The 22,949-nt window shown below is 40.4% G+C and carries 26 protein-coding genes; 9 read left to right on the forward strand and 17 right to left on the reverse strand.

The features are described from left to right. The first annotated feature begins 84 nt into the window (after positions 1-84). Positions 85-1,851, forward strand: coding sequence for a glycoside hydrolase family 3 protein (locus tag EHS11_RS03320; RefSeq protein ID WP_135762998.1), 1,767 nt, complete (start codon positions 85-87; stop codon positions 1,849-1,851). 31 nt (positions 1,852-1,882) lie between these two features. On the opposite strand, the gene EHS11_RS20070 is transcribed toward EHS11_RS03320, so the two are convergent. Together EHS11_RS20070 and EHS11_RS03330 are read right to left on the reverse strand one after the other, a co-directional pair. Next, a complete protein-coding gene (locus EHS11_RS20070) occupies positions 1,883-2,392 on the reverse strand; it encodes a hypothetical protein (RefSeq protein ID WP_246047570.1) in 510 nt (169 codons plus the stop codon). Between the two features lie 47 nt (positions 2,393-2,439). Then, positions 2,440-3,582 carry a hypothetical protein gene (locus EHS11_RS03330; protein ID WP_135762999.1) on the reverse strand — a complete coding sequence of 381 codons (1,143 nt, stop codon included), beginning with the start codon at positions 3,580-3,582 and terminating at the stop codon, positions 2,440-2,442. 46 nt (positions 3,583-3,628) lie between these two features. Here EHS11_RS03330 and murA point away from each other — a divergent pair, with 46 nt between their 5' ends. The 7 genes from murA to EHS11_RS03365 all read left to right on the forward strand — a co-directional run bounded on the left by murA (position 3,629) and on the right by EHS11_RS03365 (position 10,186). Next, complete coding sequence (murA, locus tag EHS11_RS03335) at positions 3,629-4,933, forward strand: UDP-N-acetylglucosamine 1-carboxyvinyltransferase (protein WP_135763000.1); 1,305 nt, start codon at positions 3,629-3,631, stop codon at positions 4,931-4,933. Next, positions 4,934-5,611, forward strand: a complete 678-nt coding sequence (locus EHS11_RS03340; protein WP_135763001.1) for a 4Fe-4S dicluster domain-containing protein — start codon at positions 4,934-4,936, stop codon at positions 5,609-5,611. It abuts the gene before it with no gap. A 228-nt stretch (positions 5,612-5,839) separates the two neighbouring features. Then, positions 5,840-6,154: an LIC10235 family protein gene (locus EHS11_RS03345; RefSeq protein WP_109020270.1), complete on the forward strand. Its 315-nt coding sequence runs from the start codon at positions 5,840-5,842 to the stop codon at positions 6,152-6,154. Positions 6,155-6,331: 177 nt separating this feature from the next. Continuing rightward, positions 6,332-7,117, forward strand: a complete 786-nt coding sequence (locus tag EHS11_RS03350; RefSeq protein WP_135763021.1) for a hypothetical protein — start codon at positions 6,332-6,334, stop codon at positions 7,115-7,117. Between the two features lie 118 nt (positions 7,118-7,235). Beyond that, entirely contained in the window at positions 7,236-8,600 is a 1,365-nt protein-coding gene (locus EHS11_RS03355; RefSeq protein WP_135763002.1) for a FliI/YscN family ATPase, read from the forward strand. A gap of 326 nt (positions 8,601-8,926) precedes the next feature. Beyond that, positions 8,927-9,526 carry a flagellar export protein FliJ gene (fliJ, locus tag EHS11_RS03360; RefSeq protein WP_135763003.1) on the forward strand — a complete coding sequence of 200 codons (600 nt, stop codon included), beginning with the start codon at positions 8,927-8,929 and terminating at the stop codon, positions 9,524-9,526. A 3-nt stretch (positions 9,527-9,529) separates the two neighbouring features. Then, positions 9,530-10,186, forward strand: coding sequence for a periplasmic-type flagellar collar protein FlbB (locus tag EHS11_RS03365; RefSeq protein ID WP_135763004.1), 657 nt, complete (start codon positions 9,530-9,532; stop codon positions 10,184-10,186). Here the strand turns inward: EHS11_RS03365 and gmk are convergent. From gmk to EHS11_RS03430, 13 genes are all read right to left on the reverse strand, one after another. Further along, positions 10,141-10,734, reverse strand: coding sequence for a guanylate kinase (gene gmk, locus EHS11_RS03370; RefSeq protein WP_135763005.1), 594 nt, complete (start codon positions 10,732-10,734; stop codon positions 10,141-10,143). The two genes, EHS11_RS03365 and gmk, sit on opposite strands and share 46 nt — an antisense overlap. Then, the gene (locus EHS11_RS03375; RefSeq protein ID WP_109020284.1) at positions 10,731-11,012 is read right to left on the reverse strand and encodes a DUF370 domain-containing protein; all 282 of its coding nucleotides are present in this window, start codon (positions 11,010-11,012) and stop codon (positions 10,731-10,733) included. Before EHS11_RS03375 ends, gmk begins: the two co-directional genes overlap by 4 nt. 12 nt (positions 11,013-11,024) lie before the next feature. Continuing rightward, on the reverse strand, positions 11,025-11,966 hold the full coding sequence (locus tag EHS11_RS03380; RefSeq protein WP_135763006.1) for a hypothetical protein: 942 nt from the start codon (positions 11,964-11,966) through the stop codon (positions 11,025-11,027). A gap of 56 nt (positions 11,967-12,022) precedes the next feature. Next, positions 12,023-12,310, reverse strand: coding sequence for a hypothetical protein (locus EHS11_RS03385; RefSeq protein ID WP_135763007.1), 288 nt, complete (start codon positions 12,308-12,310; stop codon positions 12,023-12,025). Positions 12,311-12,322: 12 nt separating this feature from the next. Then, the gene (locus EHS11_RS03390) at positions 12,323-14,314 is read right to left on the reverse strand and encodes a DUF342 domain-containing protein (protein ID WP_135763008.1); all 1,992 of its coding nucleotides are present in this window, start codon (positions 14,312-14,314) and stop codon (positions 12,323-12,325) included. A 9-nt stretch (positions 14,315-14,323) separates the two neighbouring features. Continuing rightward, the gene (whiG, locus tag EHS11_RS03395) at positions 14,324-15,124 is read right to left on the reverse strand and encodes an RNA polymerase sigma factor WhiG (protein WP_109020294.1); all 801 of its coding nucleotides are present in this window, start codon (positions 15,122-15,124) and stop codon (positions 14,324-14,326) included. A gap of 104 nt (positions 15,125-15,228) precedes the next feature. Continuing rightward, positions 15,229-15,708 carry a hypothetical protein gene (locus EHS11_RS03400; protein WP_210413617.1) on the reverse strand — a complete coding sequence of 160 codons (480 nt, stop codon included), beginning with the start codon at positions 15,706-15,708 and terminating at the stop codon, positions 15,229-15,231. Next, complete coding sequence (locus tag EHS11_RS03405; RefSeq protein WP_135763010.1) at positions 15,708-16,631, reverse strand: MinD/ParA family protein; 924 nt, start codon at positions 16,629-16,631, stop codon at positions 15,708-15,710. The genes EHS11_RS03400 and EHS11_RS03405 overlap by 1 nt, the downstream gene beginning before the upstream one ends. Before the next feature lie 40 nt (positions 16,632-16,671). Beyond that, positions 16,672-18,021, reverse strand: coding sequence for a flagellar biosynthesis GTPase FlhF (gene flhF, locus EHS11_RS03410; RefSeq protein ID WP_135763011.1), 1,350 nt, complete (start codon positions 18,019-18,021; stop codon positions 16,672-16,674). 1,289 nt (positions 18,022-19,310) lie between these two features. After that, positions 19,311-19,715: a helix-turn-helix domain-containing protein gene (locus tag EHS11_RS03415; protein WP_135763012.1), complete on the reverse strand. Its 405-nt coding sequence runs from the start codon at positions 19,713-19,715 to the stop codon at positions 19,311-19,313. Further along, positions 19,716-20,015 (reverse strand): type II toxin-antitoxin system HigB family toxin, encoded by a 300-nt coding sequence (locus tag EHS11_RS03420; RefSeq protein ID WP_135763013.1) that lies wholly within the window; start codon positions 20,013-20,015, stop codon positions 19,716-19,718. Between the two features lie 306 nt (positions 20,016-20,321). After that, positions 20,322-20,645 (reverse strand): type II toxin-antitoxin system PemK/MazF family toxin, encoded by a 324-nt coding sequence (locus EHS11_RS03425; protein WP_135763014.1) that lies wholly within the window; start codon positions 20,643-20,645, stop codon positions 20,322-20,324. Then, the gene (locus tag EHS11_RS03430) at positions 20,639-20,887 is read right to left on the reverse strand and encodes an AbrB/MazE/SpoVT family DNA-binding domain-containing protein (protein ID WP_135763015.1); all 249 of its coding nucleotides are present in this window, start codon (positions 20,885-20,887) and stop codon (positions 20,639-20,641) included. Before EHS11_RS03430 ends, EHS11_RS03425 begins: the two co-directional genes overlap by 7 nt. Positions 20,888-21,305: 418 nt before the next feature. Between EHS11_RS03430 and EHS11_RS03435 the strand changes: the two genes are divergently transcribed. Continuing rightward, on the forward strand, positions 21,306-21,875 hold the full coding sequence (locus EHS11_RS03435; RefSeq protein WP_135763016.1) for a dihydrofolate reductase family protein: 570 nt from the start codon (positions 21,306-21,308) through the stop codon (positions 21,873-21,875). Positions 21,876-22,100: 225 nt separating this feature from the next. On the opposite strand, the gene vapC is transcribed toward EHS11_RS03435, so the two are convergent. Then, positions 22,101-22,505 carry a type II toxin-antitoxin system tRNA(fMet)-specific endonuclease VapC gene (gene vapC, locus EHS11_RS03440; protein ID WP_135763017.1) on the reverse strand — a complete coding sequence of 135 codons (405 nt, stop codon included), beginning with the start codon at positions 22,503-22,505 and terminating at the stop codon, positions 22,101-22,103. Then, the gene (gene vapB, locus EHS11_RS03445) at positions 22,502-22,732 is read right to left on the reverse strand and encodes a type II toxin-antitoxin system antitoxin VapB (protein WP_135763018.1); all 231 of its coding nucleotides are present in this window, start codon (positions 22,730-22,732) and stop codon (positions 22,502-22,504) included. Before vapB ends, vapC begins: the two co-directional genes overlap by 4 nt. Positions 22,733-22,949 lie beyond the last annotated feature (217 nt).

Raw genomic sequence — 22,949 nt, forward strand, 5'->3', positions numbered from 1 at the left:
GTTTAGACATCCCACAGGTTCCCGAAACTACTTTATTTTCTTTCTTGCAAGCTCTCTGCTTTTCCCGATCTTAGATGGTAGAATATGAACAAAGTTTTACTTCGATTGAGTTTTTCTATCTTCCTGGTTTTCGGATTTATCGGAACTTCCTATTTTTTTAGTTTTTATATCACAGAACTCCGTGCGGATGAAAGAGAGGCTTGGTTGGATAAGAAAGCCTGGGACATCACAAATAAACTGACAGATGAAGAATTAGTAGGACAAACCATTCATATTGCTATCCCTTCCAAAACAGTAGATGCAATCGCTACAGAAGAAATCCAAAAAACAAAGCCCGGAGGAATCATTTTATTTGGAAAAAACCTGGGCAAAAAACAGGAGATCATTTCACTAACGTCTAACTTGCAAAAGATGGCGAGTGGAGAAGGCTTACAACCTTTTTTGATTTCTACGGATCAGGAAGGCGGAAGAGTGTTTCGAGTCCAAGACGGAATCACCGAGTACCCCGGTGCTATGGCAGTAGGACAAACTGGAAAAGAGGAATGGGGCAAAACAGTAGGTTTTGTTACTTCTTATGAACTAAAAGAATTGGGAATCAATTTCCTGTTCGCACCTATCCTTGATATCAATAATAACCCGCAAAATCCTGTGATCAATACCAGATCTTTCGGTTCCGATGTGGAACGTGTTTCCAAAGTTGCAGTCGCATACGAACAAGGAGCAAGACTTGGAGGCGCATTGCCTGTGATCAAACATTTTCCGGGGCACGGGGATACGAATGTGGATAGCCATTTGGGACTACCCGTCATCACGAAAACATTGGCGGAACTGGAAACATTAGAACTCGTTCCTTTCAAAAAAGCGATTGATTCGGGGGCGGAAGCAGTGATGACAGCTCATATCGTCTATCCTTTGATAGACGAAAAATACCCGGCAACCCTTTCCAAAAAAATACTAACAGGAATTTTACGGGAAAAGCTGAAATTCAACGGAATCATAATTACGGATGCGATGGAAATGTATGCTATTTCCAAAAATTATGAAAAAGACAGACCGGGAGTGCTGGCAATTCTCGCAGGGGCAAACATCGTATTGCTGACCAGTTGGGGAGATACGGCGCGCCGTTTCAAAGAACAACTGTCAGATGCCTACTCAAAAGGTGATTTTTTTGTAACGGATGCCGAAGGCAAAAAAAGAGATTTATTGAAAGAAGCGGTATTCAAACAAATTCGGAAAAAACTGGAGATGGGGCTTTATTACACGGCACCGCCTACTCCGAACATTTATTCTGAAAATGAAAATATCAAAGAATTCCTGGCAAAAAAAGAAGAAATCCGAAATCTAAAATACAAAGAACTGACAGAAAACGGATACTTTTTAAAAAACATAACAAACGATTCCATCCGTGCTTATCCGAATGTTTTTTCTCCTCCGAAAGATCCGAAGACCTCAACTCTCAGTCTTGTAAAAAACATCCATCTAAAAAAATCCTTGGACAAAAAGGGAATTCAAGCAGTAACAGCAAAACAATTGGCTAAGGCTATCTCAAAAAAAGAGATCACCCATATCCTAATGGATTCCAGTTCGGAAAAAGAAATTTCAAATATAACTGCTCTTTCCAAAAAATACCCGAACAAACGTTTTGTGGTACTTCACGGAGGAACTCCTTTTGTCAAACTCCCCGTCCTACCTAATTTAAGTTACCTATTGTCCTTTTCTCTTACTTCCCATTCCTGGGAGGCCTTGGGAGAAAAGTACAAGGCAGGTGAAGAAATTCCAAAAGTAGATCTGATTCTTTTGCCGAAAGATTCAAAAACTCCCTTGAAGGGGGCTTTTCCCGAGGCGTTATAACAAAGATTAAATGGAATCTTTCGATAAAGTCTCAATTCCACTTACATTCGGATACATCCACTTTTTCAAAAGTCCAGGGCTTATGCGCATGTTTTGCATTTTTGTTTTCGATAAGATCAAATGATTTTGCTTCGGGAGAAAGACTGTCAAAGTAAATGGAGAAAGGAGTATTTTTCATCCGGGTGCGTTTGGGACAAAGATCAACACCGACGGATTTCAAAAATGAATATGAGTTTCCCTTATCATCTTTAAACACCATTCCTTCTTTTAAAACGCATACTAACTTGGATTCTTTGGTAAAAAGTTCGAGTCTTGTTTCCGTTTGAGACACACAGACCTGATTCAAAACAACAACTCCCAAAAACTCTGCATGCAAGGAACAACATTGGGAAGTCTGGTTCCAAGCCTTTTGTTTGGGAAGAGATTCCTCTGCCTTAAGCTGTTCCGTTTCTACTACTTGGGGAGAAGAACAATCGAGGAAAAAAAGTATAAAAGTAGAACAAAAAAAATAATATAGATACGAGCGTATATTGTGATTCATATCACTTCCTTAGGGTTTACAAATCTATTCGGACCTTAAGGAAAGAATCAAGTCAATATCTCACGACTCCCTCCTCTTTTTTTAATTTCTTCGTAAACTTGTTTCCTTGCAAACTCGTCCGCATCCACATAACGGATCAGATACAATTCTCCTTTTTGTTTGACCGGAAACATCTTTCCCCGGAAAGAAAAACCGGGACCATCCGGAAAAGAAAAACTAACTTCCCAAAGGTCCTGCACCTTCCAAATATCCGTAGATATATCGGGAGGGATTTCAAAAGTCAAACCCCGATCGGAAATCCTCTCCGACAAAGCAGTAAACGGTTTTGCAGTCTCGGGAAGTGCGAATTTGGACTCATCCTCTCCATGTTGTTCTTTGGAAATTTTGCGCAACATATCAAACTGATGATCTATACTCTCTTCGGACAAAATCAATTTGCTTCGATCAAGCTCGATGGATTCTTTGGTTCCGTCTTTCGGCGGCCAGGGAGAAATATTTAAGGAATATCTCGCAAGAAGCATCAAATGTGCTTCTCCCTTTCTTTCGATCGTTCCGTTAAAATGAAAAACGATTCCGTCTTGATTGAGGTTGGTGACTACTCCGTGCACCAGATAACCGCCGCTACTTGGCCGAAATACGTATAAACTCGCTTCCTTACCTAAAACCAAAAATTCCTTAGAGAGCGCTTTTGTGGAAAGAAGCAAATCATCGTTTGTTTTTTGCATCACATAAGTCAGCTCTTCTCTGCCATCCGCCTCTAGTGCGCCGATTTCTCCGACGGGAATATCTTCCAAGCTATCGATTTCTTTCTTCATATCAGCGGAAGAACGGAAAAGTTTATCAAAAAGATTCACTTCTTTCTCCGTAGGATTTTCCGGAGTTTTTAGAAAATAACGATAGAGTGCATTTCTGAGTTTGCCTCGGTTTTCGGGGTGAAGGTATTTTTCCGCTTCCTCCGGTTGCAGGCTTTCATAGAAAGAATGGAGGATATTCATTTCCTGCTGGTTGCACTTTCTTGCAAAAGCAAACTTCTGAAAATCGTTCCAATAACTGAATACATGGGATTGCCTGCTTTGCAGATAATTCATAAATCGAATGTAACCGAATGCCGCAAGACCTATCAAAAATAGGTAGAAGATGTAAATTGCTTCGAATTTCGGAAATATCCAAACCTGTGCTACAAGTTCCATAAATTACTTTTCCTTAGAATTGCTCATGTTTCCATGGGAGGTAACTGTGAGCTCATCCTATTTTAAAATCGTCGGTAAAAACCCTCTCCACGGGACCATTGTCCCCCAAGGAAACAAAAATGAAGCCCTTCCCTTACTTGGAGCACTCCTTCTTTGGGAAGAAGATGTTATTTTAGAGAATCTACCTCAAATATCCGATGTTTTAAAACTTTTGGAAGTATTAAAACAAATTGGTGTAGAAATTACTCAACTGGATACACGTGGATCTTACCGCTTCCATAAAAAAAATAAAGTAAAATCGGATCTTCCTTACGAACTTTGTTCCCAATTGAGAGGGGCTGTGACTCTTGCAGGTCCCATACTCGCCCGGACAGGAAGGGTTTTTTTGCCTAAACCTGGTGGAGACAAAATCGGAAGACGCAGGATGGACACTCACCTGCTTGCCTTAGAAGCATTAGGTGCAAAAATCGAAGTATTTCCCGACGGTTATGAAATTACTGCGGAAAGGCTGTTCGGGAAAGACATTCTCTTGGACGAAACGTCCGTTACTGCAACGGAAAATGCGGTCATGGCGGCGGTTTTTGCCGAAGGTACCACAATTATCCGTAACGCTGCTTCCGAACCCCACGTTCAAGGACTTTGCCGTTTTTTAACCCAAGCTGGTGCAAAAATCACGGGCATTGGCACCAATGTTTTGGAAATTGAAGGAGTTACCAGCTTACATTCTCCTGGCGGTTGTTTGACACATAGAATCGGTTCAGATTATCTGGAAATCGGTTCTTTTATTAGTTTAGCGGCTGTTACGGGTGGTGAAATACTCATCAAAGATGTAAACCTGGAGGATCTAAGAATGATCAGAATGGTTTATTCCAGATTAGGAATTGAGGTAAGATCTGTAGAAGGAGGCATACTTGTTCCTTCCGATCAAAAATTAGAAATCATTCCGGACTACCACGGGGCCACCCCGAAAATTGACGATGCTCCCTGGCCCGGATTTCCTGCGGATATGACTTCCGTCGCCCTTGTCACAGCAACTCAATGCCAGGGAACAGTACTCATTCATGAAAAGCTTTTTGAATCGAGACTCTTCTTCGTAGACAATATCATTGCGATGGGCGCACAAATCATCCTCTGCGACCCTCACAGAGCCATTGTCATCGGTCGTTCCCGGCTTTACGGACAAAGGGTAGCAAGCCCGGATATCCGGGCGGGCATGGCGATGATCATTGCAGCACTTTGTGCGGAAGGAATCAGCGAGATCCACAATATAGTTCAGATCGACAGAGGTTTTGAAGGAATTGATACGAGACTACGTTCCTTGGGAGCCCAGATTGAACGTATTCCCGGTTAGATGAAAAGAAAAGACCTATTCAAAGAAGGATTTAAGTCGGTCTTTCAATTCGCATTTGAAAAAACCGACGATCTCTCTCAAGCGATCAAAGAAGTTTGGGAGGATGAAAAAAAAGCGACAGACTCACCCGAAGAAAAAAAGTTCCCGAAGAAAAGAGTTCCCAAAGAAAAAATAGAAAAAAGAAAAAAAACCAAACTTTTCAGAACTCTATCTCTTCCACCGGGAGCGACTAATCATTTTTTTTCATTATGCACCGGTTGCAATGAATGTATTTTTTCTTGCCCCTATACCGTCTTATTCCCTGTTACATCACAAGAAACAAGAAAGAGCTTTCCTTTTTTTGATCCGAACGCAAAAGCCTGCCATTTATGCGAGGATTGGCCGTGCATCCAAGCTTGTCCAGAGAAGGCACTGGAGACATACGACGTGTTACAAACAAAACCTAAATTCGGGAAGGCGAAAAGTCTGCACGAACATTGCATCAATCACAAAACAGGCGAAAAAACCTGTGATGTTTGTTTTACGGCCTGTCCTATCGAAAAAACCGTACAATTTAAAGGAAATATGCCTGTTTTTGCCTCTTCTACCTGCACAGGATGCGGTCTTTGCGTAGAATCATGCCCTAGCTTTCCTAAGGCGATTCGGGTGGATACTTTAAAAAATATTAACATTGATTAAATATCATCTTGAACACCTATTCAATGTTTAATTGCATATAATTTTTTGACAATTTACGATAGTAAAACACGTAGTAAATCGTCTACTTTAACGCATTACGTCAAAAAAAAGTTATTCGAAGAAAAAAAAAGTTGAATTTTTTTTAGCTGGAGAAACATAATCAGTATTAGAGCTTGAAAAAGCTTTGTCTGACAAAAAAAATTCTAGAATTTAAAGGAAAAGAAAGCTATGGAACCACTAAAAGTAGGACCTGGACAAATCGACAAAATTGCTGATGATCTTAAAAAAGATCCGGAGAAATCAATCGGAAACTACCTATTCAAAGGTTTCCGCATTCAAATCTCCAAATATAAGGCATCTGGTGCAGAAAGAGTTCAACAACTTTACAAAAGAAGAAGAGCGCAAGGTCTTTGCATTGTTTGCGGAACTAAAGTTTCTCGCAAAAACCCATTGACTGGAAAATTGTACAGATTATGTGATGAGCACCGTGCTCAGATTGATCAAAAAAATAAAGAAAAAGCGAAAGCAAAAAAAGGAAAATAAATTTCTTTTTTTTCCGCTGGAAAAGGGAACTCGTATCGGGTTCCCTTTTTTTTGTCCTAAAAATCTCTTCTTTCTGCTTTACATCCCTGACAGACGCAAATATGATTTTCGGTTATGAAACGATTGGTATTTCCTTTTTCATTGCTCTCTTTCTTTTTCTCTATCCAGTGCTCTCAAATGATTTGGAAAGAAACAAATCTACAGCCGGAGATTTCTCCTTCGGAAATAAACGATGTTGCATTGTTACTCGAAGTGCATTACGATGAAAAAGATCCCTGGAATCCCCTAAACGGAACCACGGATAAAAAAAATTATTTCACAAAAGCAGACTTAGTAGAAATACGATCCGGTGCCTCCAAAATTTTAAAAACTTGGAAAATCCCATCTTGGGCTTTGGCGGAATCTGCTTTTTATCACAAAGGTGAAAACACTGCTTTTATCCTGCACGGAAAAGACGACGAATACGGAACCTTAAAACAACGATTAACCGTTTACCCGGGAGACAAACCTGCTTTCAGTTACCCGGCCACACCTGAAAATTTAGTGATCTTCCAAGCCAGCCCATCACCTAATGGAAAATTGGTTGCGTTGATTACCGCTGAGTCTGATGCAAACTGGGAATTTACGGAATTTCAATTGCGAATCCTGGATCCGAATTCCGGCAAAGTGACGAGCCTTCCATTGAGTTTCTGGACGGCATTGCCGGTATATGGAGTCCGTTGGGCAACCGACAGCGGTAGTTTGTATGTAAGAACTCCCGATCGTGTTTACCAATGGAAAGACGGAAAATTAACGGATGCAAAATCATTTCCGAATTGTTTCACAAGGCCGACTAATTTTGGAAAGCTCGCTTATTCAGATTCATTTGTGGAAGGAAGGGACCCCTACCAAATCAAATTGGGGAAAAAGCTCCCCGATCCCAAATTCATTTCCCGTTTGGAGGACATACAAACCTGCAAATAAACTAGAACGGAACCAAAGCTGCCTTTAATGCTTTGGTTCTACAAAGCCAAAATCCGGACTCTAGTTCTGGAATGACTTGATTTTATTATGTCACATTGCTAGAGTAACGTAAATCCAGATGATTGAGAAAAAATTCACAGAACACATCGACGCCATTTCCAAATATTTGAATGTCGTCGAAAAAATCGAACCCATCCGCAAAAGCGGGGTCGTGGTTTCTGTGATTGGCAATGTAATTTATTCCCAAGGTCCTCCTGATTCCAAAGTAGGAGAAATTTTGGAAGTGGAAAGAGGAAGTGACAAAGGTTATCTGGCATGCGTTCTTGTCGGGTTCAAGGATCATCTCTACACCTTGATGCCATTAGGTGATACACAGGATATTTTTCCTCACGCATTTGTTTTTTCTTCCGGTCGCAAAATCACTTTGAATGCAGGGCCGGAATTACTCGGCAGGGTTCTGAACGGACTTGGCAAACCGATCGACTCCAAAGGTTTGCTTATCACAAAAGAAGAACGGGCTTCCGAACCTAAATTCTTAAATCCCTTGGACCGTCCCCCTATCACCGAAATTTTAGAAACAGGCGTACGTGCCATAGACGGAATGCTCACTGTAGGTCGCGGTCAAAGGATAGGGATCTTTTCCGGTTCAGGAGTGGGTAAATCAAGCTTACTCGGAATGATCGCCCGTTATACGAGTGCCGATGTAAACATCGTAGCTCTTATCGGAGAGAGAGGACGGGAGGTAAATGAATTTCTAAATGTCGAACTCGGGAAAGAAGCTCTTGCCAAGTCGGTAGTATTCGTTGCCACGTCCGATTCTTCCAAAATGGAACAAGTGAGTTGTGCCCATCTTGCCTGTTCTGCGGCAGAGTTTTTCAGAGACAAAGGACTTTCCGTAAATTTATATATGGATTCTCTTACCCGTTATGCGGAAGCGTTAAGGGAACTTTCCATCGGAGAACCGGTGGTTACAAAGGGATTCGCTTCCAGTGTTTTTACAAAGATGGCGAAATTGGTAGAAAGGGCGGGCACATCACATAATGGCGGTTCAATTACCGGATTTTATACCGTATTGACTGATGCGGAAGATGATATGGATGATATCGTTGCGGATAAGGTAAGAGGGTTTATCGACGGGCATATCATTCTTACAAGAAAACTTGCAGAGAGAAGCCACTTTCCCGCAATTGATGTTCCGGCTTCCCTTTCACGACTTATGCAGAAAATCGTAAATGAAAATCATTATATGCATTCCTCTCTCGTTAGAGAGTTGATTTCCAAATACAAAGGTTCGGAAGATATTATCCTACTCAATGCTTATACGAGAGGAGCTGATCCTAAAATCGATATGGCAATCGATAAAAAAGAAGCGATCGACGATTATTTAATCCAAAGGATTGAACAAAAATCCACTTATCAGGATGCAACTTCCAAACTGGCAGCAATCCTCGCTTCTCAAACCCGCACAGAAGAAGATTTTTAAATCACTCGCATCCTGCCCCGAGCGACGCTTTTTCCATTCCAAAAACTTTGTAGGTAAGTAACCAAATCGGGAATCCAATCTATGAATTTCCCTTGTGGAAGGCTGATGATCGCGGTTCACAGAATCTGATCCAGGTGCCCGAACCATGTGGCGGGACTGCCCGCAATCGTCCGTAATAAGATGGACCCGGGTTCGCTAGGGGGAGAAACAAAAGGAAAAATTGTTGAAGGTTGCGAGCCAACAAACCTTATCTCTATCGTCATTTTTTTTTAAGAACAAACAAAAAAGAGTACAAAAATAATTCCAAACGCAGGAAATAGACAGGTGTGAAACGGTTTCAATTTAGTTTAGAGACAATTCTAAAACTGAGAGAGTGGAAAGAAGACGAAGAAATTCGAAAACTATCCGTTGTTGTCTCCGAATTGAATGCTCTTTTCACCGAACGAGAATTCAACGAAAAAGAAATTGATCGTTCTTACAGAGAAATCGAATCTAGCGCTAAAGTAGGAACCAGTTTAAGCGATTATTTATCCATTGAAAGATACATCCAAAGTTTGATGAAATTAAACGAAGATCTTGCTCTTAAAATTGAAGCCAAAAACGAAGATGTGGATCGGGTCCGCCAAGGTTTGATACTTGCCAGAAAAGATAAAAAGGTGATAGAAGTTTTAAAAGAAAACCGTTACCTGGAGTGGAAAAAAAAGAGAAAAAGACAGGAACGCCGGGAAGTAGAAGAATATAACTCCAATTTAGCGGCATCGCTTGCGTTTGCGGAAGGAATCGGTCTTACGGAACCTAAGGCCAAAGGGAAGATTCCGAAAACATTCAAAATCCTGAATAGAGAAGACGGCGGCGACGAATTGATGAGTGATTTTAAAAACTTAAGGGACTTTTACGAAAAATATTATATGGGAAAAGGCAAATAATCAATGGCAAGTGTAACAGACAAAACCAGATCCTTCTTTTTGATTTTACTGATTTTTTTTCTAATCACAATCGGGTTTTTTATTTTTGATTATTTTCAAGTTCTCAATGCAGAAGATTATTTACCCTTTCTGAAAAGATCTCCCAGTTTTGTAAACCAGGACCTTCTTTCTCCCACAGAACTGGAAAAATTGGAAATGGAAAAAGCAAGAGAAAGATTGATCTCCGACAAAGAGGAACTGGATCGTCTCAGGACTGAGTTAGATTCCGCAAAGAACTCTCTCGCTACCGACAAAGAAAGATTGGAGGAATTGAAAGAAGGAATCCAAAAAAAAGAAAAGGAAATGGCGGACAAAGCCAAAAGGGAATCCGCAAGATCCGAAAAGGTAAAAGTCCTTGCAAACAAAGTGGCAAACATGCCTCCCGAATCTGCAAGGGATATGCTACTCAATTGGCCTGACTACGATATCATTGAAGTATTCGAACAAATGGACAAAGATGCGGAAGAAGAAGGTCGACCAACGATCACAACCTATTTGCTTACTTTGTTCCCTGCGGAAAGAAGATCGGTGATTTCCAATAAATGGTTGGATGCAAGTGCAAAAAATGTTCCGGGTTACGGCAAAACTTTAGATGATGAAGACGGAGAACCTTCGGATTGAATGATGGATTTCACTTCTTCAGTAGCACGATCCAAATCATCATTGACTACCACATAATCAAAGCTAGACGCCTGCTCTAGCTCGCTGATTCCGTTTGTAATTCTTCTTTCGATACTTTCTTCCGAGTCAGTTCCTCTTTTGATCAATCTTTCAATCCAAATATCACGGCTGGGTGGTTGGATGAAGATACTCACGGACTCAGGGCGGAGTGCTTTGACTGTTTTGGCACCTTGGACGTCAAGATCGAGCAAAACCACTTTTTTTTCAGAGATCGCCTTATGAATCGGATCTTTCAAGGTGCCGTAATAATTTCCATGTACGGAAGCCCATTCATAAAATTGATCTTCTTCTATTTTCTTTTTAAATTCGCCTACGGTTAGAAAGTAATAAGTCACACCGGGAATATCTCCGGGCCTGGGAGCTCTGGTTGTGCAGGAAATAGAAAAATAAAACTCAGGGTGAATGGCAAGGATTCTGCTGATGATTGTAGACTTTCCACCGCCTGCGACAGAAGATATGATGTAAAGATTGGGACTTGTAGAACTCATTCTTCTTCTTCGTCCTCTTTACCAAAACTATTATCCCCATTTTCCAGGCGTTTGGCGAGGCTGTCCGGGCGAATCGCAGAGAGTACAATATGTCCTGAGTCCAGAACCAATACTGAACGCGTTTTTCTTCCTTGAGTAGCATCTATCAAACGGGAAGATTCTTTTGCCTCAAGACGCAACCTCTTAGCACCTGCCGATTCCGCTTGTAAAATAGCAAGGATCTTGGAAGCAAATACTATATTGGAAAACCCGACGTTTAAGACGGGGAGAGAAGACATGGGAACAAAATACTAGATTCTTCTGGATCGATCAAGCCTAATCGTTTCAATCAAATGAATTTCATGTGTTCCGATATTCATTACATCCGAGATATCTTCGTGGCTATATCCCTTTTTCAGCAAATGAACTACTTTATCTATTTTGCCTGCGCTCGCAGGAAGTTCTTCCAGAGCGGATTCCAAAGACAATACGATTTGATCTTCAAAATTTCTTTGGTGGGATGCATATGCAGGATCATTTGCATATGCCATTTCCGTTAGAAATTCCTTTCTGGTTTTTCCTTCTTTGTTTTCATCCCGAATGATATTCGATTCTTCTTTCTTTTCGGAGAACGGATTTCCCCCGACAGTAAAATCCATTTTGGGTTTGAACTGAGGAAGTTCCACTGCACCGATTGCATCATTGGTAGGAGTGTTCATTCCTTCCATGCCCAAGATTCCTTTTACCGCTCTGCCTAATTTTCCAAAGACCTGATTGACTGCGCCATCCGTAGTAACTACTTCCGATTCATTGGCAAGGAACTGATTGGATCTATATACTTCTCCCACACCGGATCTTTGTTCCTTTAAACTGTGAATTGTAGGTTCTGCTTCCGCTAGTTTTGCTTGGCTCAATTCCTTTTCCAAAGACATACCTAACTCTCGAAAAGGAGGTACTTCGTCTAAGGTCTGTTTATTGGCCGGACGTTCCACATTCACTGACTCATAGTGTTTGAATTCTTTTGCAATGAGTTCCGCCTTTTCAATCATAGATCGAAGGGCGACAAGCCTTGACTCGATAACACCTACGGTTGCATCCAATTCCTTGATGGTCTCCGAAGTTGCCATATCAATGGCGCGGTCTAATTTTTTATCATAATATTCTGATACGGACTTTTGGACTTTTGCAGAAACGAATACATACAAAATCCCGCCAAACAATATGTTAATTAATACTAGAGAAAAAAGTTCCATTTTCCAGTCTCCAAAGAAACATTTCCAACAACATTCCTAAAGAGTATGAAAAGAACTTAAGCCATCGAATCGAAAAACGATCCTTTGTTTTGCGATGGATTGGCGCGAACGATCCCTGATTTTGTATAAGAAACCACTTCTTCTTTTTCTTGTTTTGGTCTCAAAGCATTAGACGAAGTATTTGCCTTGGTCTCGGGAACGGTCTGAGCACGATTCTGGGTAGTGATTGCCGCCTTTTGCAATTCCACGACTTGATTCTGGTAGGTGTTCGGATTTTCTACCTGAGCTCGTCTTGCAATTTCAAAGTGGTGAGTATTACTCGCAAAAGTTTCATTGAGAATCATTGCATTACCCTTCTAGTTCTTAGGTTTAGCACGACCTCGTTTTTTTCTCCAGTCATTTTTATCTTCGTCCGGATCTTCGTAATTGGTGCTTCGCACCTGGCCCCCTTCCTCAAAGAAGGTCTTTGCCTTGGTTTCATGCCGCAATTTGAAATCTGCGTTTCGAATTCGGATGGAAACACCCGGAAAGATGGTTTTTTCCACGGAAACACGGCCACTCGCGGCTTGCTCCTCCATATAGGTGGTGAGAGTCTGGATTTCCTTATCGTATTCCTGGATTCGTTTTTCGAGTTTTTTGGTCCCTGCTTCCAATTTCTGAAGATGGGCCTCATTTTCCGGAGAAAAACTGGCAGGATCGGCTTCCTTTCGGGCGCGGAGAGTACGCATTGTTTTGGTCAGCTGATCGCATTTGTCCTGATTCTCGTTTTTCTTTTCTTCGTATTCGCTGATTTGTTTGAGTATCTTCGGATTGACCCCTACTATGAGATCGGTTTGCGGATTGGCCTGTGATCCGATGATTTTCGCAGCAATGAGCTGCGCTGCCTGGATGGTGCCGCCTACGATCTGACCCCGTTTTCCTTTGCAGCTGACTTTGCCGCCTGCCATCAAATGGGAGTGCAAAATCCCTTCCTGCACGATGATGTCTCTTTCCGTAATGACTGTCGCGTTCTGGATGAACTTGGCAACGATATTGCCACCGGTGGATTCTACACGCGCCTCTTCCCTTCCTGTCACCCCTTGTCTTACAATGATGTCTCCATCCGCTTCTATGATTGCTTTTTGGACTGTTCCGTAAATTTCGATATTTCCCGCAGCCTTTACTGAATAATTATCTTCTACGTTTCCTGTAATGATGATGGAACCCAAGAAGGTAACATTTCCCGTTTTGACTCCCACATCTCCATTGATACGATAGACCGTTTCTACCGATAGTCTTCCAAGTGCGTAGAGAACCTGACCATTGACCTCCGCCGTCAAACGCATCTTATCTTCGGAAAGAATGGTTCCCTTTCCTTGTTTCAATTCTATATCGGATCCGTCTTTGGCAGGGAGAACCATTCCGAAAAGATTCCTTCCCAGTTTGCCTTTCCCTGCAGGAATTTTTTCGGCAAGTAATTGTCCGACAACTGTGTTTTCGATCATATCCAAATCTTTGTAATCGACTCTTCCCGATTGATCTTCTTTGAAATTTACTTTTTTTTCAGTTCGAACATAATAACGGATCTCGGCATTGTTTCCGTTGACTGGATGATCTCCTTCCGCGCCTACAAATGGAGCATTGATTTTATCTTCATCTAGCGCCTGTTTGATGTCAGCTTCTTTCAAACCGTAACCGATTCCCATGTTTTTCAAAGAAACGACGATATCGTTGACTTCCAAGTCGCGTCCGCCTGGTCTTGCAGGGAAAATAGTAACAAATGCCTTCATCTGATCGGAACCGATTTCAATATTGCAACTGGAATCATTTCCTTGTTTTGGTTTTTGATTTGAGATAAGAACCGGTTCGCCTTTTTTATCTTTAATGATCTTGGTCAAAATGGCAGGATCAATCCCGGCAACTCCCCGGAAAGAAAGACGTTTGGTAACATCTGCCATGGCAATGGGAGTCCCTTCACCTAATGGAGGATAAATGGTAAGAAATACGCCGGTCTTGTAAATTTTTACGGAGAGACGGCCGTCTTTGTTTTTAGGAGCGACCAGATCTTTTAAATCTTTGGAAAGTAATTTGCCGGTGCCACCGGTGAGTCTTTCGTCCAGAGCACTCAACTCTTCCAAGATCAAATCTTCGGGAATGATAGAGACCCGGATATGAAACGGTTCGGAGAAAAAAAGTCTTTTTCTTCCCCTTTTTAAAACAGTATAATCCAGCTCATGGATTTTTTTTCCAAAGTGAACGGATGCAAGCGCAAGGCATTCTTCGATCGAATCTCCGATCACTTCTACTTGTTCTTTTTCTTTTTTTTCGAAGTCGGCAAGTTCCTCTTGCAGAAACCCGGTGAGAGACATGGCGGAGCCCTATCTTTTTTGGATGGCTGATTTCACTTTGGAGAGTTTGCTTCTCAAACGTGCCACCGCCTTGGTATGGAGTTGTGAAATGCGGGACTCTGTTACTTCCAGCACTTCGCCTATCTCTTTTAAGGTGAGATCTTCGTAGTAGTATAATACAATTACTTTTTTCTCTTTTTCCGGCAGGGATTTGATCGCATCTACGATCACGTTTTTGATTTCTTCTTTTTCGATGATATTGTCAGGATTCATATTCATCGGAGATTCCAAAGTTTCCATAAAAGAAACTTCATCGTTCTCATCTCCAAGAAACCAAATGTCATTTAAAGATACAAGGGAGGTACCCGAAAGTTTGGTGAGAAGGGAATTATACTCATCCATGGAAACTCCGAGCTCTTTTGCGATCTCTTCGTCCTCCACTTTTTTCCCTTCTTTATTTTCCAACATCGCAATGATGCCTTCTAGTTGTTTTGCCTTCTGACGGATGGATCTGGGAATCCAGTCAACTGACCGAAGTTCGTCGAAGACGGATCCGCGGATACGGGTCATAGCATAAGTTTTAAATTTAATTTCGCGGGATGGGTCGAATTTCTCAATGGCGTCTAACAAACCGAAAACGCCGTAACTGACTAAATCTTCAAATTCGACATTTTGAGGCATTCCGATCGCAATCCGACCGGCTACGTGTTTTACTAGAGGAGAATACTTCTCCACGAGATAACTACGGATTTCGGGGTTCTTATTGACTCGATACTGTTTCCAGAGATCTGTCTCATCAAATTGGTTGTATTTGTCTAACAATCTGGACATAATAGGCCGGATAACCGGAAACTCTTACTTTATAGAAAAAATCGTATAAAAACGAAAATTACAAGAGCAATTTTTTTCTTATGTCTGATAAATTGGATAAATTTTCATCCTTCCTGGGGATCATCCTTAGCCATCATGGTTCGAATCGCCTCAGCCATGAGTTTCGGCTCATTTTTAATGGCAATTTTGTCAACAATGATATGATCTCCGAACTTGCCTGATTTTGCCATAGCAAGCTTTGTTTCGGCCAGAGACTCAGCTCCCGATTGCACCCCGAAGGCATCGCTGGAAAGAGATCCTGAGTCGGAAGAACCCATCGGACCGGACTCATTCATTTCCCCTTCTTCTCCGCCAGAACCAAATCCGCCGCCGATAGACAACCCGCCTAAGAACTCCAAAAATTCAGGGACTTTTTTTTCCAAAACGGTATAGACTCCAAATCCGAGACCTGCAAATGCAAAAGTGGAAATGGCAGAGATAAATAAAATATAACCAATTCGGTTTCCTACAAGAAACCCGCAGGTGGTGCTGATGATCGCACCAATGACAGCAAAACCGGCAAGAAAAACAATTTGCAAGGGGATTAACCTTCGTCTTCCATTTCTTTTTCCATTTCTTTCTCTTTGAAATCTACAAAGTTAAAGAATTTTTTGAAAAATCCGGTAAGGCCTTCTTCGTCAGAATAACCACCTTCCGTTTGTAACAAGTTATGAGTGATTCGAGTCAGACAAGCCGCCGCCTTACAACGGGGAGAGTTTAAGATAAAAGGTTTTTGTTCCCGGATAGATCTTTCCACTTCTTCGTCTTGAAAGATAAATCCCAAATTTTCCACTTGGACTTCCAAAAATTGGCCGGAGATATCAATGACTCTATCCGCTACTTTTTTTCCTTCAATGGCACTGCGAACCCGATTCACTATGATCTTTAGATTTTTGTCTTTGGATTGGGAAACAATCGATTTGATAAGTCCGTAGGAGTCAGTGATCGAAGTCGGTTCGGGAGTGGTGACAACTACCACTTCGTCGGCAGGCATAACAAGCCCGATCACATTGGCGGAGATTCCGGCACCAGTATCTATGATCATCACATCGTAACGATCCAAGTCCACAAAACCTTTGATCAAATTGTTTCTTTGGGTCTCGTTTAAATTGGCAAGTTGAGAATATCCGGAAGCACCTGCAATGATGTCCACTCCTTCCGGAGTAGATATAATAATGTCTTTTAAAGATTTATGGCCTTTCACCACATGATAGAGGTTATACTTTGGAATGATTCCGAGTAACACGTTTACGTTGGCAAGCCCCAAGTCCCCGTCAAAGATCAGAACCTTCAAACCTGTCTTGGCTATGGCTATGGCAAGATTTACGGAAACAGTACTTTTACCTACTCCGCCTTTTCCGGAAGCTACCGCGATGATCTTTGTTTTTTTCAGAACATCGGAAGTCGGGACTAATTTTAAACCAGTATTTCCTTCAGTGAGCTTTCTAAGATTTGCCGCTTGGTCCATCGCTTGGTTATCCTCTATCTAAGGAGGGATAACAAGCGGACTAAGTGGTCTTATCAAAGACCTCGCCGGCTATCCCTTTCAATTTCTCTGGGTAAACTACACACTCTGCAAGAAGTTTTTTTGAAGCGTTAAGGATGTCAAAAGGAACATCCTGCCCCACACTACAAAATGCGAATTCCCTGTGAATAGTATCGGCTAATTCCACTACAGAACCTAAATATTCTGCTTCATCCAGCTTAGTTAATAAAATTCTTTTGTATCCGATTGTCTCATAAGCGTCTGCAACCGAGCGGGCGTTGGCAGAAGATATCGTGGAAGAAAGAACCAAAATGTTTTCCAGATAGTCTTTGTCTCCAAATGCCTGGTAAAACTCCCGAAGTTTCAGGATATTGTCGGGATTTTTATGAGAGTAACCGGCAGTGTCCACAAGGATGAGCTCGGAACCGTCTCTCGCGACTGCCTCTTTCAATTTGCGAACGTCTTTCGCGGCATAAAATGGCATCCCCATTGCATCCGCATAAAATTTCAATTGGTCAATCGCCGCAATACGGTAGTTATCCGTAGTGTATAAGGAAACTTTCTTTCCCATATGGAGAGAATATTTTGCCGCAAGCTTTGCGATAGAAGTTGTTTTTCCGGCGCCAGTAGGTCCTACGAAAAAAACGACTTTTCTTTTTCCGCGAGGAGTCCCACTGAATAGATCGGAGTCGATTGTGATCCTCGATTCCAGTATTGAGATTGCTTTTTCACAAACAGTTGCAAAACGAGATGCGTCTACGGAAGAAAGATGCTCTTCCAGGACCTGGGTAATTTCTTCCGCATAACTCGCGCTCATTCCTTCCGATTTCAATCTCTCGGAAAGTTTTTCTATATTGGAATGCCTTTTAGGAACGGAAACTTGCGGAATTTCCCTGGAAATAGAGGGTTTTTCATGTATTTCCGAAACGTTCGCCAATGACAGACCGATTTGTTCTTCTGCATGGTATGGTTTTAGGGAAGATTCCAATTCGTAATCGTCGTCGTCGATTACAATTGGCTCCATTCGTTCCATAACGGCTGCCCTTCTCCTTCTTTCGGAATAAGGACGAACGGCTTCAATCGTTTTTGCCACCTTTTTCTCATTTGCCGGCACCAGTGAATCCGTTTTTTGTTTTTGTTTGATCAGTTCTTTCAGATCTTTAAGTTTTTTCTCAATGCGATCTTTGGAGTTTTGTTTTTCCGGGATACCCACATCGATTTCATACATTTTGCTAGCAAGAAGTCCAGTTCCGAACAATCCGCCTTCCGTTGTTACACGTTGATCGTAAATATGCGCCTCCGGCCCATATTTCATTTTCATTTGCATGATGCAGTCTTGTAAATCTTTGCCTCGGATTTTGACGAAATCCATCCCCTATACTCCCAAAATCTGACGATTTGTTGAAATTCTAAAGATAGGGCGGATTTTGTACAGTCTTTTTTATGAGACATAATTCTATATGGGAGCTTGAGTGGCTTTTTCCGAACAAGATGATTTGTCATTCGGGAGTGTGCAGGTGATGGACCCACCTGCCGTGGGGGTTAGGAGAATTATACGAAGTTCGTTATAACCGCTCGGTGGGTGCGATACGAAGTTCGGTTATCTCGTATTTTAAGGGTTTAAACGAAGTTCGGTTATCTCTTACAGCAGTGAGATCAATGTAATGCGATTAACAGGCCGAGTTTACGGGGATAAGCGTAGTTCGGTGAACAAGCTAGGTTCGGGGGGTTAACGAACGTCGGGTAACACACAAAAACATGCGGGATAAACGAAACCGATCCTCGTATTTGATAGATTTTCCCCTGGGCGGGAGGTCAATCAGTAAAAGGGAAATATGGAACAATCCTCCACCACTCATGCCATGTTCTTTCGGTAGAGAGTTTCCATTTTAATCCTTTTTAAAAATTCATATAGAAAATGGTAATTTGAATTAATTCTCATTTTTGGATAGAAACCTGATTCTGCTAATTTACATTCGAACTGCAAAAATTTTGTAACTATTTTTTCCTGTCGAAGCGTGGTTTTACTTGTGAGGAAGGGAAACTCATAGTTAGATAAGTAAAATTATTTTCTAGAGTATGATCTCATTGAATATCACAGTAATTTAGGAATTTTTTGTGATTTTTTATTTCGCTTGCTTGTTCCGGATTTAATTCAAATACGCTAAAATCCCAATCAAAAGGATTATCAGTTTTTGGATGAAGTAAATTTCCATCAATTTTATTATCCCAAGATGTATAAATAGATTCAGATTCAGCTATTTTCAGTAAATGTTTCGCTGATATAAGAAAATTTAAATTATTGGATTCAAAGAAAATGCCTGTTCCATAGAGCTGAGGTTGTCTATTTTTAATTTTCCTGTAAATAGGGCAAATAGCACTCTATCGATTAAATCTATTGCTTCATTTAATCGTTCAAATATTTCTAATAAGGTTTCCATATTTTAAAAAGTTGGCACATGTCGTATAACGAACTAGCCTTACCGACGTTGTCCGTAGCTGAGCCTTCGGAGAAGACGTTAAGGACTGGCACGTAGTTTGCGTATTGCAAACGAGTGACAGAAGGACATGTGTCGAAGACCGAGAAAGGGTGAACGAAGTGAATCCCGCAGCGTAGTGGTAAGGCGAAGTTATATGAAATTTTCGGACTTCCGGAAGTGATTACGCCACGGATGGCGTTTTCTTTGTTCCTTTCTTAGAAGATTTCACTTGATATTCTTTCACCAGAATGTCCGTAGGAATGCCTAAGCTTTGATTAATTTTTCTAATCATTTCTAAAGTAAGCTTTCTTTTTCTGTTTAAGATTTCGGTTGCGCGACTTCTTCCCCCAATGAGATTTCCTAGATCTACGCTTTTCATATTCATATCGTCCATAACGGATTTCAAAGCTTCAATTGGATCAGGATCATCAATATGGTAGTGTTTACTTTCGTAAGCATCAACTAAGGTAATTAGAACGTCTAATTTATCATACTCAGGACTGTTTTTTTTCGCATCCCAGAGTTCTTCAATCTCAGAGAGCGCCTCTAAATGATCCTTTTGATTTTTAATAGGTTTAATATTCATTTAAATCTCCTCAGCATTGATTTTGTCGTATAGTTCGTGCGTTCCAATAAATCTAATAAAGATGGTTTGTAGATTGTAATGGATTTTTACAATTAGTCTGTATTTCTTCCCATGAATATTGAAAACGATTCTATTATCCTTAAGAAAACTCGCATTTCTGTATTTCTTTTTTATATCTGCAGGAGATTTCCAAATAGCTTTCGAAGCATCTTTGAACCAAACTTCGATGGGTATTTTAGAGTCAGAGTATTTAGGAATAGAGTAGAAATCCCTCAGAATTTTTCTTGAAATAACCCTCACAAATCAAGCAGATCATGTTACCGAAATGGTAACAACTACTTTTTTACTCTTTTAGCGAGCACGAACGCTCGCAATTTAATCAAAAAACATCACCCCGAAAATGTCGCATAACGAACTAGCCTTACCGACGTTGTCCGTAGCTGAGTCTTCGGAGAAGACGTTAGGGACTGGCACGTAGTTTGCGTATTACAAACGAGTGACAGAAGGACAATGTGTCGAAGACCGAGAAAGGGTGAGCGAAAGCGAATCCTGCACAGCGTAACGGTAAGGCGAAGTTATACGCCGGTTCTTAATGATTTGAAAAATTTAGTCTACTAACATCTCTTGTATAATTTTTTTGATTTTCTGGATGATTTTATTATCAGTAGATCCAAGTTTTTTTATGAGCCGAGACTTATCGACAGTTCGAATTTGATCTAAAACTACAGAGCCCTTCTTTCCTTGGAAAGTTATTTCAATGCGTGTTGGGTATGATTTCGATTTTGTGGTCATAGGAGCAATAATAACGGTTCCTATAAATTTGTTCATTTCATCAGGAGATATAATAATGCAGGGTCTGGATTTCTTTATTTCATATCCGATAGTTGGATCAAGGTTTATGAGATAAATATCATATTGATGAATTACCATTCCCAATCCCTTAGTTCTAAGTCTATAGAATCAGGAATAATCAGCTTATCATCATTTTTTAGTGCCATTTCTTTAAATTGGGCTTCCCATCCACCTCTGGGTTTAACTTTAAAAGGAATGATAATAATTTTATTTTTTTCAACGAGCAAATCCACTTGATCTTCGATATGACAAGCGTCTAAAACAGTTTTTGGTATTCTTATGCCTTTTGAATTTCCGATTTTGACAACGGCGGTTTTCATAGTAATTACAATGTAATTACTCGTTTTGATTTGTCAACTAGAATATTTAAATGAATAATTGGAAACTCGTTTTTATAAAATTTAAATAGAGTGGATACAATAATAGAAGATTAAAATTCAGAACTATCACAGGAAAATTTTAAAGTAATTCATTTTCTATTTATGTTAGCTTCTTCTTTGATTCAGACTTTACTTTAACATTTTGATCTCGCCTTGAAAATTATTTTTAAGAACTTTCGTATAACTTTTCATTATACGCAATTCAAAAAATATTTTTTGAATGAAAAATGAGGATAGGCTTTATTAAAATGGGTAAATTTGTTTTTTTTACTATTAGAGGGGAATAATATTGTATTTTCTTTCGCTACGCGACAGAAAACGAATTATTTATAAACTTTAAGTTTTTAAGGAAAATATTATGAGAAAATTAATAATGTGGAATGTAGTCACCCTAGACGGATATTTTGAGGGTGAGAAAAACTGGGACTTAAGCTTTCATGAACTTGTTTGGGGGAAAGAGCTTGAGGAATTCAGCCTCACTCAGTTGAAATCAGCCGACATGCTTGTATTTGGTGCGGCAACATACAAAGGTATGGCGGATTACTGGACAAAGGCGGAAGGAGATGAAGGAGAAATCGCCAAATTAATGAATGAGATTCAAAAGATTGTCTGTTCATCAACGCTCAAAACCGCCGACTGGAACAATACAATAGTTGCAAAAGACGCTGTAGCTGAAATTTCTAAATTGAAACTCCAAGGCAATGGAGATATGTTTGTGTTCGGTAGCGGTAACCTTTCTGAATCTTTAATGAAAGCAAAGCTGTTTGATGAGTTTCGCTTATGCATTGCTCCGGTATTTTTAGGAGATGGGAGACTTTTGTTCAATCAGGGAATCCCTCATAAGAAGCTCAACCTACTTGAAGCTCATCCTCTTGCTACAGGTGGCATCATCCTTCGATATGCTCCCAAGGAAGAGTCAAGGCAATGAAAAGCAAAAAATAATTCTTTGAAAAATGAAATTGAAAAAAATACAACGAAACCACCTGTTACGTAATTTTTGAATTGCGTATAACGAACCAGCCTTACCAACGTTAGCAGATGTCGCGTCTTCTTGCTTCGCGCGTGCCAGAAAGCCAATGTGGCTTCTTCAGCCCGAGCAAGGGTAAGCTCCCGCAGCGGAGCGGTAAGGCGTAGTTAGCCGATGATCAGCGAGTTAATGAATCCAATTTTCTAACCGGATTTCTTTAATTCTTTTGAATTCCTTCTCATTATTAGTAACAAGAATGAGTTCTTTCGAAATGGCTTGAGAGGCAATTAATAAATCATATGGGCCAATGACTTCGCCTTTTTTTTCTAGTTTGCTCCGAACATTAGCAGCTACATTGCTATCACTCCCTTCAAAAGGGATGATATTAAGATAACCAAAAAAATCTTCAAGTATTCTCGAATTCTGTTCATGCTTTTGACTCTTTTCAACTCCATATCGTAATTCGAATTCCGTGATAGAAGAAATAAAGATATTATCTAAGCTAATTTTCTTAAATTTTTTGAGAACTGCTTCAGGCCTTTTATTAATGATATAAATACAGATATTCGTATCTAATAAATATTGGCTCATATGCTTTCGCGTTTGTCGAAGCCTTTGGGCTGGTTTCTTTCAATTCGTATATCTTCAGAAAATTGTCCTAAGACGTTCCAGAGTCTGTCAACAGCATCATCAATAGGAGATAAGATGACATTTGTTCCTTCTTTTCTGATATAGACTTCCTTACCGTTAAATCGAAACTCTTTAGGAAGTCTGATAGCTTGACTATCGCCATTTTTGAATAATTTAGCTCTATTCATAATATATATACTATGACATATATATTTCTATGTCAAGCTATGGAACACGAAAATAGAGACCAAAAATGCTAAATTTCTAATTTTTTCTTACTAACCCTCCCCCGAAAAAGTGGACACGAAATAGGCAACTTTAGAACAAGGAAAGTTGCAATGAAAAGTAGAAAACAATATAGTCCCGATTTCAAAAAGGAAGCGGTAAAACTTCTTTTAACAAGTG

Origin of the sequence: Leptospira ilyithenensis, from assembly GCF_004771005.1 — a bacterium.
GTDB lineage: Bacteria > Spirochaetota > Leptospiria > Leptospirales > Leptospiraceae > Leptospira_A > Leptospira_A ilyithenensis.